This window comes from Paenibacillus sp. IHBB 10380, from assembly GCF_000949425.1.
Classification (GTDB): domain Bacteria; phylum Bacillota; class Bacilli; order Paenibacillales; family Paenibacillaceae; genus Paenibacillus_AQ.
On sequence record NZ_CP010976.1, the window covers coordinates 161,253 to 174,718 of the forward strand.

A 13,466-nucleotide genomic window follows, 5' to 3' on the forward strand; every position below is an offset into this window, starting at 1 on the left:
CAAGGGAATTAAACTGCATATATTCCTGAAATGGAATGATATGCAGTTTAATGGAGGCCTTTACTGTTGTGCTTCGTCTTTTTTTTCTGCTACGAAACTATTAATACTGTCTTTACGTCGATCATTCTTAGCTTCAATCGCTTGCTTCTCATCAGTTGAAATCTCATCTTCGTGCACATTCAGGTAGTTCTCTGCTTCTTGTAAATTAGCTATAGTGTGGTCGATATGTTCTTGCAGATGTGCCTCATTATCAGCACGATTATCCGGTTTGGCCAAAGTTATCCCTCCTATTCAATTATAATTTTTTTAGGATGACCTAAATCGCTTGATGTTATGCGAATAAATAGGGTTTGGGTCGTTTTTTGATAACTTTAGGAATGTATTTAATTAAAAAAATAATAGGAATTTATCCCTTTATAATGTAAAAATCTCCCCTAATGATATGGATCCAAGGATATAATGAAAATGGCTAAACACATTACAGGAGAGGTGATATCATAATGAACATTTCAATTGGAGGCTATTCGTTTAACAACACGTATTTAGAAGGTAAAATGGATGTATTCGGATATTTGGAAGCGGTTAAATATCGATATAGAATGGACGTCGTTGACTTATGGAACGGCTTCTTTATTGACCGTTCGAGAAAGCCTGTTATGAAGTTAGCTGAAGAGAGCTATATTCGTAAAATTAGAGAAGCGCTTGATGAAAAAGAAATGCGGGTCGTTAATTTTGCCATTGACGGTGCACATCTATGGGACCCAGATCCCGATTTACGTAAGCAATTGTACGAGAATGCGCTTGTTCATTTGAAAGCATCCGTTATTCTAGGTGCGGAAACCGTACGTATAGATACTGGTGGTAGCTATACTGAATGGGAAACGATGAGCGAGGAGCAATTTGAATATACAGTGAGTCGATATCGTGAATTCTCTACATTCGCAGCAGACCATGGATTCCACATCGGTCCAGAAAACCATATGGGAGCTTCGCTTCTACCGCGTGAGATGAAGCGTCTTGCGGAAGCGGTAGATCATCCAGCATTCGGATTTCTTGTCCATCTTAGCCGATGGAAGGTGGATCAAGAGGAGGGGGACAGATTGGTTGCACCTTGGGCCTATCATACTCATGTTGACGCTAATACGGTAGTTGCAGACCACGCGATCGATACCATTCGTCATTTTAACGAGGCTGGATACAAAGGCTATTGGGGAATTGAGCATGATGCACCAAACAATCAATATATTGAGACGGAGAGATTAATCGGAATGGTGAAAAAATTGCTGTTGGATGCAGCTGCTGAGCGGAGGAATGAAGCCTAATGGAAACAATCAAAATTGGTATTATCGGGATTGGACAAATCGGTAAGATGCATATTCAGCAATACCAGAGTATTACTGGTGTGGAAATAGTCGCAGTTTGTGACTTGAACGAGGCCGAGGCACGACTGGTTGCTGAGCAATATAAAATTCCTCATGTGTATACCGATTTTAGAAGCTTATTAGAAAGAGATGATCTAGTCGCGGTAGACGTTTGCTTGCATAATAACTTTCATGCTCCAGTAACCATTGCGGCGCTACAAGCTGGTAAGAACGTCTATTGTGAGAAGCCGATTGCAGGTACATACTTTGATGGGCAACAAATGGTTGCTACAGCAGAAGCTAGTGGGAAGCATCTTCACATTCAGTTAGATACCCTATTCCAAAAAGAAACGAAAGCTGCGAAGGCCCTCATCGATGGTGGGATGCTAGGTAAGCTTTACCACGCTAGATCGACCGGATTCCGCCGAAGAAACCGTCCTTTCGTAGATGGTTATGGGACGCCATATTTTACTCGGAAGGAAACGGCTGGAGGAGGAGCTCTGCTCGATATGGGCGTCTATCATATTTCGCAGCTGCTCTATCTATTAGGAAATCCTACTATTGAACGCATTTCGGGTAAGTTATATCAGGAATTGGATATGTTGCAGGAAAGAAGAGAACAGAGTAGATTTGACGTGGAGGAACTGGCATCGGGACTCATTCGTCTCGCAGACGGGATGACGCTTGATATCATCGAAGCATGGGCCGTTCATCTAGGCGGCTTTGAAGGTAGCAGCATTGCAGGGTCGAAAGGTGGCATTCGGCTACCTAATGGTCTTGAAGGTGCAGAGTCACAGCCGTTCAGCTTCCACAGCACCATATGCGACATGGATATGGACAGCACGCTCAATCTCGATTTGATGGATACTCGCTGGCATCGAATTAGAGACAACGAAGACGCATATGACTCCTCGCAGCAGCATTGGATTGCAGCATTGCAAGGGCGAGTCTCACTGCTTCCGACTTCTCAAATCGCGCTTAGCACGATGTTGATCAGCGAAGGCATGTATTTGTCCGACGAGCTGGGACGTGAAGTGGCGGCTGAGGAAGTCATTGCCCATTCTCATACCACCGCGGTTTCACTGTAAGCAACGGAGGTTAATCAAAATGGACAGCAGGATGTTTTCATATATTAAAGCGTTTAATTTCTTCCTATATGGAGCTATCGCGATTTACAGTACTTTTTTTGCGCTTTACCTTCAATCCATCGGCATGTCTACATTAGAAATCGGGGCGTTGATGGCTGGCGGACCCATTGTTTCCATTATTGCTAATCCGCTTTGGGGCTACTTAAGCGATCGTCTCGGTAATATTAAGCGTATTCTTATTATCATGTTAATCGGTAATTTACTCATGATGCAGCTTGTATTTCTGGTACAGTCCTATACCCTTATTTACACGTGCATGCTTGTGTTTTTCTTTTTTCAGATGCCTTTATTCTCACAGTCCAACAGCTTGATCCTGAATAGTATCGAAGGGACCCGTCATAAATTCGGTGCTTTTCGACTATGGGGATCAATGGGCTATGCTGTACTTGCAGTAGTAGCGGGCCCAGTCATCGGTCAAATCGGTATTCAACAGCTATGGATTGTATATAGCGTAATGATGCTGATTGCGATCGGTCTTGCTTTTACGCTTCCACGCGGTGCTATGGGGACTGCATCAGGATCTGGGGGGGGCAATTATCGTTCGATGTTTAGGAATCGAACGTTTCTGTTATTTTTGCTAATTACTTTAGTGGTATCTATCCCCAATTCAATGAATTCGACGTTTGTTGGATTGTATATAGCTGAGCTGGGAGGCAATACGAGATTGATCGGTTGGTCGGCATTTTTAGCGTCGATTTTTGAAATTCCGGTATTTCTATTACTTGACCGATATTTGAAAAAAAATGTTCGTACGATGGTGTTGTGCCTTACAGTCGTAAGTCTGCTATACGCACTTCGGTGGCTACTTATGTCTGGTGCAGACAATGCGACACAAATTATATTCATTCAAACGATCCATTGTTTGACGTTTGGAGCCTTTTATTATATTGGTACACAGCTAACGGCGCTAATCATACCCATTGAATTTAGAGCCTCAGGCCAAGCGGTATATGCGCTAACGTGGGGCGGATTATCGGGTATAGCAGCTGGCTTCATCGGCGGATGGATGTTTGAGCATACAGGCCCCCAGTCGATGTATGTACTGGGCGGGGGAATGGCAACCGTGGGAGTCATTGGCTTTGCACTGTTGTATTTGTACTTGCGTGTACCCACGGTAAGAACAACGATGGAGAATTGAAGTATGAAGCTACCCTTTGTGAACGAGTCTGTGAACGAAAAGAGAAGAAGAAAAGAGAGGGAGATTGTTCTCCCTCTCTTTTTGTAACCATTGATAACGTTAAACTTCTAGTTGGTCACCCTTGACATAATCCGTATCCAAGTGATACCTCCTGAATGGATGTAATCTGTAGTGAATTACTTTTCGTAATAAAGAGTTAGTATATTTACTAAAATCTACTTCGTATGTCTGATCACGTAATGCTTGAAGCCGGCCATATTGTCGCTAACTGAGCCATCCCCATTTATGAGATTTTCAAGACGTAGAAGAGTAAAACCACTATAGTTCCATTGCATAATTTTTTCTTCTACTTTCTGGAAGTTATTTGTAGGCAGAGCATTTTCGCCGTTCAGGTGAACGCCTTTGCTATGAGCAATAGAAGATACGGTATCCACCAGCGTAGAAGGTTTTGAATAAGCAGGTGCGCTTCCGTCATCATACATTTCCAAAGCAGTAAATGTCAGATCCAGATTGTTGTCTTTGAATTTCTGAATAAGAGAGTTGTAATCGTAGTAGCCCGCTGCATTTTCTGCACTGTGTGGAGCTGTTGGATTATTGTACTGCCAGTGAAGACCAGAGATCTTCGCTCCGATAGGGACGCCGAAAGCACAATCGAATTTGTTGTGAGCTATTGAAGCAATCAAGTCAAGATGATTCTCAAGGACGCCTTGGTACCATCTAAGAAAGTCTTTACCGTAAGCCGTATTGTAACCGCCATTAGAATAGAACGCATCACCATCGCTTGGAGGGTTGATTTGGCTCACACTAGACAAGGAAAGACCCCAGGCTTGGTTTACGCCGCTCAATGAACCATACTTAGTAAGCATGGTTGTTCTAAATTTATTCTTTGCTGTGTCTGTATACACTTGAAATTTGCCACGGGAAGGATAACTCCAGCCTGCTGAATTGTAATAGGAAGGGTAGCGGAGTTCTCCAGAAGGACCGGCGCTCAGATAGATTTTGGGGATAATAGCTTTGTAACCAGTAAAGTTAGAGGCAAAAGAGGCATATAATTCATTGTATTGCTGCCCAATGCCGCGCCAGAATGGCGAAAGTGCTTCATTATTCAGATAACCGGTTTCGCTCTTGTATTTCATTTCGTCGGCGGTGCCTTTGCTCCACAACCAAGAAGGGATGGGAATATTACAATCATCCCCTGGATTTCCGCCGCAGGTATGCGTTGAAAGAATTGGAATCCATTTCAATCCAGATCTACTGACCGTGTCTGCATAGGTTTGGTAGTAACTCCAATCGAATTGATTGTCTCCTACAGCTTCTACATCGCCCCACCATACATCGGTCGTAATCCCATAGACACCGTTATCTTTCAATGTCTTCAGTTGTTTCTCAAACGCGTTCCAATCCGTGATTTTGGTCAAAGGTGCCATTACAGATACCTTGAAATCGTTAGCTACATCTGCATTGGCTGTGTCTGAACCACTAAATAAGCTCGTGATGTTGGTGAAGAGTAAGAACAGCCCCAAAGCAAGAATACATACTTTCCTCGACAATGTTTTACTTAAATTCAAAGCTATCATCCTCCTTTTTAATGAAATCAATTCCCATACTACTTTAGAAAGACTGTTTATTTAGCTAAAGGAAGCAAACTTCTGTGGGCCGATGTATGAGGTGAAACTGTAGGTTTAAGCCAATCACTATGAATTATAAGTTATTTTACATAATTTAACAATAATTATCATGATGAATTTATTAACAAATATTTCGGCGAGCGTAGCGATCTCTATACACTGGGTATGGTTTTCTACGAACAAACAAATTTAGGTCATTTGGAACTGTATATCAAAATATTAGCATGAAGTATAGTTGCATAGGTCTTCAGATTTTGTTATTATACAGAACGAACGTTCAGTATGTAATGATCGGAGTGAAGCGAGTGAATAAAAAGAAACTACAAAGTGAACAGACCAAAAAGAAAGTAGCTGATGCGTCGAGGGCACTTTTTGTTCAAAAAGGATACAAGGCGACTTCCATTGAAGATATTGTAACGGCGACAGGAAGTAGTAAAGGGAATATTTATTATCATTTTAAAAGTAAAGAAGGGTTATTTCTCTATTTGATTGGTGAATGGGAACGGGAATGGGAGCAGAAGTGGCAAGAAAAAGAGTCACTCTATAAAACATCCACAGAAAAACTGTATGGGTTTGCTGAGCAAATGATTCTTGACGATCTGAATCATCCGTTGACCAAAGCGGCTGATGAATTTTTTCGAAATGAAGAGAAGGAAAATGATATCGAAGAACGTATTTCTGAAATGGTCGCGGGACATCTTAGATTTAATCAGCAGCTGATTCAACAAGGGATTGAAAATGGTGAATTCAAACATAATAATGTGGAGAACCTCGCTATTATTCTTGAAAGTTTAATTATTGGCCTCAGTCAGATGTCCCGGAAATCGAACCAAGAGGATGTACTTGTATTGTACAACCAAGCGATAAAAGTATTCTTGCATGGGATTACAGATAACTGATCTGTACGGTTCGTAGCCATCATTCAAATCTAATAATACAGAATGAACATTCAGTATTATTCTGAGATATATAGAAACTTATTTAGATTCAAACTTAAATTGGAGGACTTCATCATGTCTTTGCTCACTAGAAACAGAGGAGCGATATTGCTCCTGATGCTCAACATATTTCTGGTCTTTACAGGAATTGGACTCGTTATTCCTATTATGCCCGCGTATATGAATGAACTTCAGATTAGCGGAGGGACTGTCGGGCTGCTTGTGGCTGCTTTTTCACTGACACAGTTCTTATTCTCACCTGTAGCGGGTAGGTTATCTGATTCTTGGGGACGGAAAAAGATTATTGTCGCAGGCATGATCATTTTTGCGCTATCCGAGTTGCTATTCGGGGTCGCGAACACGCCATTTTTTCTCTTTACAGCGAGATTCCTAGGGGGGATCGGTGCTGCTCTCATTATGCCTGCCGTTATGGCATATACAGCAGATACCACTTCCACGGAAGAAAGAGGTAAAGGAATGGGGTACATTAATGCTGCGATCACGACAGGTTTTATCATCGGTCCTGGGATCGGAGGATTCATCGCTGAATTCGGCATACGTGTACCCTTTTATGGGGCGGCTGCTGCCGGAATGATCGCTGCAATTATTACTTTATTTGTTTTGCCTGAATCTTCACCCTCAGTGCAGCGCGAGAAATCGACAACGACAGCGACAACGACAGCGACAACGACAAAAAAACAGGGTTTCTTTACACAGTTGATGCAGTCATACCGAGAGCCTTATTTTTTCAGTCTGATTATCGTGTTCGTCATGGCTTTTGGTTTGGCCAATTATGAGACGGTCTTTGGATTGTTTGTAGACCATAAATTTAGTTTTACGCCTAAAGACATTGCATTTATTATTACGTTCGGGTCCATAGCCGGTGCCGTTGTGCAAGTCACTGTATTCGGTTGGATATTAGACCAATTTGGCGAGAAAAAAGTGATCTCTATTTGCTTGCTACTTGCGGCTCTGTTCATCCTGTTGACACTGTTTGTGAACAGCTATTGGATGATTATCGTGGTAACTTTTATTGTGTTCTTATCGATTGATATTTTGCGTCCAGCCATTAGTACACAGATGTCTAAAATGGCCGAAGATCAGCAAGGGTTTGTCGCAGGTCTAAACTCGGCTTATACCAGCTTGGGAAATATCGCAGGACCTATAGTTGCAGGATATTTATTTGATCTAGACATTAATTTCCCCTATGTATCGGCGTTCTTGGTTCTGGGTTTATGTTTCTTTCTATCACTCAAGGCTGGAAAATCCAGCAGAAACACGAGACTTATGAAATCTTAATGGAGAAGATTTTCTGAAGATTTATAGCAGTTTATGTAACCCACATATTGACATTCTATACTAATACATGATATATAAAAACAAGGATTAGCACTCTGATATCCAGAGTGCTAATCTTGTTCCAACATTTCAGCTAGATTCAAACATATCCAAATAAACCATCCTATTATTTTCTTATATTGAAGGGAGAACTATTCATGGCAAAGAAAAAGTTTAAAGCAGAATCGAAAAGATTGCTAGAAATGATGATTAACTCGATTTATACGCAAAAAGAAATATTTTTGAGAGAGCTTGTGTCTAATGCTAGTGACGCTATTGATAAAATATATTACAAAGCATTATCTGATGATCAATTGGTATTTAATCAAGAGGACTATTACATTAAAGTAACGGCCGATAAGGGAAGTCGTACTTTGACAATTACCGATACAGGTATTGGGATGACGAAAGAGGATCTTGAGAATAACTTGGGAATTATCGCCAAGAGTGGCTCATTATCATTCAAGAAAGAGAATGAATCCCAAGATGGACACAATATTATTGGTCAATTCGGGGTTGGATTCTATGCAGCTTTCATGGTGGCGGATGTGGTTACTGTAAATAGTAAAGCATTGGGTAGCGATGAAGCATTTAAATGGGAATCTGAGGGTGCAGACGGATATACGATTGAGCCATGTGAGAAGGAATCGGTAGGTACTGAAATTATTTTGCAAATTAAAGAGAGTACTGAAGATGATCAATATGACGAGTATTTAGATGAATATCGGTTAAAATCGATTATTAAGAAATACTCCGACTTCATTAGATTCCCGATTAAGATGGATGTTAAGGGACAACGCCCTAAAGAAGATAGCGAGAATGAATTCGAGGAATTTGAAGAAGAACAAACCGTAAACAGTATGGTACCAATTTGGCGGAAAAATAAGAATGAGCTGACAGAAGAAGATTATAACAACTTTTATGCTGAAAAACGTTATGGTTTCGATAAGCCCATTAAACATATTCATATTAGCGCAGATGGTGCTGTAGTATATAATGCTATTCTATATATCCCAGAGAATACGCCGTTTGATTATTATACGAAGGAATATGAGAAGGGACTAGAGCTTTATTCGAATGGTGTGTTGATCATGGATAAGTGCTCAGACCTTCTTCCTGATTATTTCAGCTTTGTTAAAGGGATGGTTGACTCAGAGGATTTGTCACTTAATATCTCAAGAGAGCTATTACAGCATGATAGACAACTTAAACTCATTGCCAAGAACATTAAGAATAAAATCAAAAGTCAATTGCAAAGCTTGTTGAAGGATGAGCGTGAGCAATATGAGCAATTCTATAAATCCTTTGGCAGACAGCTGAAATTCGGGGTATATAACGATTACGGCATGGAAAAAGAAGTGCTACAGGACTTGTTGATGTTCTACTCTTCTAAAGAGAAGAAGCTTGTCTCCTTGGATGAATATGTATTGAGAATGCCAGAGGATCAAAAGTATATCTATTATGCTTCTGGTGAATCAATGGATAGAATCGATAAGCTTCCACAGACCGAAATGGTATCAGATAAGGGATATGAAATTCTGTACTTTACGGATGATATCGATGAGTTCGCGATCAAGATGATCCAGAACTACAAAGAGAAAGAGTTCAAATCGGTATCGAGTGGCGACCTAGGGATTGAATCTGAAGCTAATGAAGAGAAGTCTGAAGCGGAAGAGAACGATAACAAGGAACTTTTTGAATATATGACCAGCCTACTGACCAATAAAGTGAAGAATGTCAAAGCATCCAAAAGACTGAGAACTCATCCCGTATGCCTATCTACAGATGGTGAAGTTACAATTGAGATGGAAAAAATATTGAAAGCTATGCCTAATGGTCAAGATGTACAAGCAGACAAAGTTCTGGAAATTAACATCAACCACGAGGTATTTAAATCCTTAAAGGATGCGTATACGCAAGATAAAGAGAAACTGAATCTATATACCAACCTGTTATACACTCAAGCACTCTTAATAGAAGGATTGCCAATTCAAGATCCTGTTGAATTCACTAATGACATTTGTAAAATAATGGTTTGATAAATCGGTATTAATGAGTAACGATAAATAACCCGACACTGGTGCAAACTAGGCGGGTTATTTATCTTCTATGGGGAAAGACTAGTGGATATGGAGATTTATATGGACATTATTGAGGTTAACGCTCACAATGTAGAGATGAATATATTGCTGTACTTGGATATTTGTCATTTTGCTAACAAGATTTGAATTAGAAGGGGATTGAATGGTTTGAATAATGAAGAAGTAATGAATGAAGAAGTAATCAACGAACTAGAAATAAATGAAGAAGAAAATATTGAGGTAGGTCCAACATACGAGGATTTGAAAAAAGCTGCTAATCGCTCATCCGATTGGAGAGTACGATTAAATGCCGTTGAAGAGTTGGCTCAGTTGGACAATAAACAAGTGATCGATGTACTAACGCGCATGGCGACTAGTGATCCTGTGTATCAAGTACAAGAGGCTGCTTACCTCAAGCTCAAAGAACTGGGCGAAGATGTTCCAGCACCAGCTAAGAACAAAGGCGAGTTGTTTAAAGGATTAACTAAAATCTTGGTAAGAATTAAGAAGAGTCTGCCAGCAGATCATACGTATGAAGATTTCAAAGAGAAGTTGAAAAAGATGAGAGTTGATATTTATGATACGTACGAAGGTGACAAGGGCGATGACTTTGATAAGTGGCTCGAAGGTGTTTGGGCGTCCTTATCTAAAAAATAGTATATCTAAAGTAAAGCATCTGATGGTGAGAATCCAATCAGATGCTTTTTTGTGATTCCATCGCAAAAAAAGCAGGGAATATGTCGATTATGAGCGAATTAAACGATGTGACACTCTAATCAACTATTTATATAAGTTCAGGAGAATGGATATGAATCGACTTAGGAAAATCCTTATTATAGAAGACGAACAAGATATTGCTCGAATTATAAAGGACTATATTAGCAAGAATGGATACGAGGTTGCCATTGCTAACAATGGTAAAGAGGCCTTACATTTCATTGAGTTATTGAATCCGGAGTTCATTATTCTGGATATTATGCTTCCCGATGTGGACGGTATTGAGCTATGTCGTCAAATACGCGAGAAGAATAATGTTCCCATCCTTATCTTAAGTGCTCGAGGCAGTGATACCGATAAGGTGCTTGGACTTGGATTTGGTGCGGATGATTATATGACGAAGCCCTTCTCATTAACCGAATTATTAGCAAGAATCAAATCCAATTTACGTAGAGTTGAGAGCATGATAAGTATACCGGCGAACCTACCGGACAATGAAGATATTCTACACTTTGGAAAGATCACCATTGATAAAAAGGGATATAAAGTAACGAAGGACGGCATCGAAATTTCATTATCCGCGAAAGAACTAGAGCTACTATTTTTTCTATCCAAACATAGAAACCAAGTATTCTCTAAAAGCCAGCTATTGGATGCTATCTGGGGCTACACTTCGTATGGTGATGAAAGTACAATAACTGTGTACATTCGAAGAATACGAGAGAAACTGGAAGTTGATCCGTCAAACCCCATGTATATTAAGACAGTCTGGGGGATTGGATACAAATTTAGCTTCGATGAATGACAAGTAAGATTGGAGATACATAAATGTATTTGAATGATTGGATTAGAAAATGGTTTATAGTTGTTCTTATTTGTCTATTCATAATCATTGGATGTGGGGCAGGCTTGCTCTGGGACAACTACAGAAGTGAGAGCGAGGCTGATTCTAAGCATGTAATTAATCAGGTACGGCTCCAAGTGAGCGAGATGATGCTGTACCTAGAGCAATATAGTCAGAAGATTCATGATGATCCCAAGGTACAAGAAGCCCTCCAAGGCATGTCTCAAGATCACCATGTGAGCTTAATATATGCGCAACTGGATGGCCGTGTTATATTCAATTCTTCTCCCAACAACACCATTCAACAAATAGATTTAAAAACGGCACTTCATTATGATTTATATCATGCAAGAGTGGATATGGATACGTATAACATCGCTTTTCCTGTGGTTGATGAGGCAACCCAAGTTCAAATTGGGAATGCTCTCTTTACAATACCTGCAAGATTTGTCTTGATTGAGAAGTCCCACGCTACGCCTCTCTCTCTATTTATTATCATGACTTCGTTACTACTCATTCTATGCTTATTGATGTCTCTTATTAGAAATAAAATTAAAGTGGATATTATCCAGCCTATTCATCACTTAAAGGATTACTCAGAAGCTATTCTGAAAGGAAACTATGAGCAAAAAGCCACATACAAAGTCATGGACGAGATCGGTGAGGTCTATGCGGTGTTTGACCAAATGAGAATGGAAATTATGCATCATAGCCTTCGAAGAGATGAACAAGAGCAAGCACAGAAGGAACTGATCTCCAATATTTCACACGAAATAAAGACACCTCTAACAACGCTGAAAGCTTACATTGAAGCCATACGTGAGGGGGTCTGTCCTGATATGTCATCAGTTATGGAATATGTTGAGGTCATGCATAATAATACGGATAAAATGACGAGATTGACGGAGGATCTTTTGGTGCATGCATTAAAAGAATTAGGGCAGATCTCAGTGACGCTTACTGAGCAGTACAGTAGGGACATGTTGCTTACCATTCTACAACCGATCGGTCATTATGTTCGTACAACAGGAGTTACTTTCATTGAGCCGCCGGATATTCCCAATGTACTGATTCATGTGGATGCCAATCGATTGGAACAGGTCATATCTAACCTCACCGCCAACGCTTTGAAACATACATCTGCGGGTGATTCTATTACTGTGAATATAGAGCTTGCCCTGGGACAGTTGAAAATAACGATAGCGGACACAGGAAAAGGAATTCTTCCACAGGATATGCCTTTTGTTTTTGACCGCTATTTCAAAGGGAAGTTGAATTCCAATCCTAGGAATGAGGGGACGGGATTAGGACTCTCCATTTGTAAACATATTATCGAAGCGCACCATGGCTCTATTTCTTTCAAAAGTGTGCAAGGTCAAGGAACGGTATTTCATTGTTGGATTCCGTTATGTTAGGTTGTGTTTGTAATATTTCATTAATATTTAGATAAGAGTCTATACATAAGTGCCCTTTACAATGAGAATATAACATTATTTCAGGAGGGCTTATACTTGGTAAAGAAAGCGATCATTCAAGCTACGAATCTTTGCAAAACCTATTCCACGGGAACCGAACAATTTCATGCCATCAGAAATCTGGATTTAGAAGTTTATGAAGGGGATTTCACAGTTATTATGGGGAATTCAGGTTCAGGTAAGTCCACACTACTGTATCTTCTAAGTGGGCTTGATTCCGTAACGGTAGGTGAGGTTTACTTTAAAGAACAACGTATCGACAGCTACAAAGAGAAGCAATTAGCAGATTTCAGGGCAACTAGAATCGGATATATTTATCAAAGTATTAATCTGGTACCTGACCTAACCTTACGTGAGAATATCGCATTGCCTGGGTACATTGCCGGGCACTCTAAGAAGGAAGTGAAGCGCATGGCGCTCTCACTAATGAAAGCTATGGAAATCGAGGGACAGCAGCATCGCCTACCCTCTCAGACCTCTGGTGGACAACAACAAAGAGCGGCGATTGCCAGAGCATTGATCAATGCGCCAGATGTTATATTTGCGGACGAGCCGACAGGAAGCCTGAATTATGATCAAGGCGTGGCTGTCCTAGATATTTTAACGGATATGAATCGTAAAGGGCAGTCGGTGGTCATGGTAACCCATGATATCAAAGCGGCTTGCAGAGCTGATCGTCTTATATTGATAAAAGATGGAAAAATAGCGGATGTGTTGGAATTTGATAAGTTTGATAATACCCATATCCAAGACAGAGAATCGATTATATTCTCTTGCGTCTCAGGAAAGGGGTAAGAG

Annotated in this window: 11 protein-coding genes and 1 pseudogene; 10 read left to right on the top strand and 2 right to left on the bottom strand. The window is 40.4% G+C overall.

The genetic code is table 11. The features are described 5' to 3' along the window. Positions 1-60 precede the first annotated feature (60 nt). The gene (gene tlp, locus UB51_RS00645) at positions 61-276 is read right to left on the bottom strand and encodes a small acid-soluble spore protein Tlp (protein WP_044875622.1); all 216 of its coding nucleotides are present in this window, start codon (positions 274-276) and stop codon (positions 61-63) included. 224 nt (positions 277-500) lie between these two features. Here tlp and UB51_RS00650 point away from each other — a divergent pair, with 224 nt between their 5' ends. The 3 genes from UB51_RS00650 to UB51_RS00660 are packed head-to-tail and all read left to right on the top strand — an operon-like array spanning position 501 to position 3,647. After that, on the top strand, positions 501-1,322 hold the full coding sequence (locus UB51_RS00650; RefSeq protein WP_044875623.1) for a sugar phosphate isomerase/epimerase family protein: 822 nt from the start codon (positions 501-503) through the stop codon (positions 1,320-1,322). Then, positions 1,322-2,449 carry a Gfo/Idh/MocA family protein gene (locus UB51_RS00655; protein ID WP_044875624.1) on the top strand — a complete coding sequence of 376 codons (1,128 nt, stop codon included), beginning with the start codon at positions 1,322-1,324 and terminating at the stop codon, positions 2,447-2,449. The genes UB51_RS00650 and UB51_RS00655 overlap by 1 nt, the downstream gene beginning before the upstream one ends. Before the next feature lie 19 nt (positions 2,450-2,468). Then, the gene (locus UB51_RS00660; protein ID WP_044875625.1) at positions 2,469-3,647 is read left to right on the top strand and encodes an MFS transporter; all 1,179 of its coding nucleotides are present in this window, start codon (positions 2,469-2,471) and stop codon (positions 3,645-3,647) included. A 218-nt stretch (positions 3,648-3,865) separates the two neighbouring features. On the opposite strand, the pseudogene UB51_RS00665 reads toward UB51_RS00660, so the two are convergent. Further along, positions 3,866-5,224, bottom strand: a pseudogene (locus UB51_RS00665) (family 14 glycosylhydrolase); the annotation flags it as partial. 356 nt (positions 5,225-5,580) lie between these two features. On the opposite strand from UB51_RS00665, the gene UB51_RS00670 reads away from it, so the two are divergent. The 7 genes from UB51_RS00670 (at position 5,581) to UB51_RS00700 (ending at position 13,463) form a co-directional block, all read left to right on the top strand. Further along, the gene (locus UB51_RS00670; protein WP_044875626.1) at positions 5,581-6,174 is read left to right on the top strand and encodes a TetR/AcrR family transcriptional regulator; all 594 of its coding nucleotides are present in this window, start codon (positions 5,581-5,583) and stop codon (positions 6,172-6,174) included. 114 nt (positions 6,175-6,288) lie between these two features. Beyond that, positions 6,289-7,512, top strand: coding sequence for an MFS transporter (locus tag UB51_RS00675; RefSeq protein ID WP_044875627.1), 1,224 nt, complete (start codon positions 6,289-6,291; stop codon positions 7,510-7,512). Positions 7,513-7,709: 197 nt separating this feature from the next. After that, positions 7,710-9,590, top strand: a complete 1,881-nt coding sequence (gene htpG / locus UB51_RS00680; RefSeq protein WP_044875628.1) for a molecular chaperone HtpG — start codon at positions 7,710-7,712, stop codon at positions 9,588-9,590. A 228-nt stretch (positions 9,591-9,818) separates the two neighbouring features. After that, on the top strand, positions 9,819-10,289 hold the full coding sequence (locus UB51_RS00685; RefSeq protein WP_082063269.1) for a HEAT repeat domain-containing protein: 471 nt from the start codon (positions 9,819-9,821) through the stop codon (positions 10,287-10,289). Positions 10,290-10,440: 151 nt separating this feature from the next. Further along, positions 10,441-11,154: a response regulator transcription factor gene (locus UB51_RS00690; protein ID WP_044875629.1), complete on the top strand. Its 714-nt coding sequence runs from the start codon at positions 10,441-10,443 to the stop codon at positions 11,152-11,154. 23 nt (positions 11,155-11,177) lie between these two features. Next, complete coding sequence (locus UB51_RS00695; protein ID WP_044875630.1) at positions 11,178-12,608, top strand: sensor histidine kinase; 1,431 nt, start codon at positions 11,178-11,180, stop codon at positions 12,606-12,608. 96 nt (positions 12,609-12,704) lie between these two features. Then, a complete protein-coding gene (locus tag UB51_RS00700) occupies positions 12,705-13,463 on the top strand; it encodes an ABC transporter ATP-binding protein (RefSeq protein WP_044875631.1) in 759 nt (252 codons plus the stop codon). Positions 13,464-13,466 lie beyond the last annotated feature (3 nt).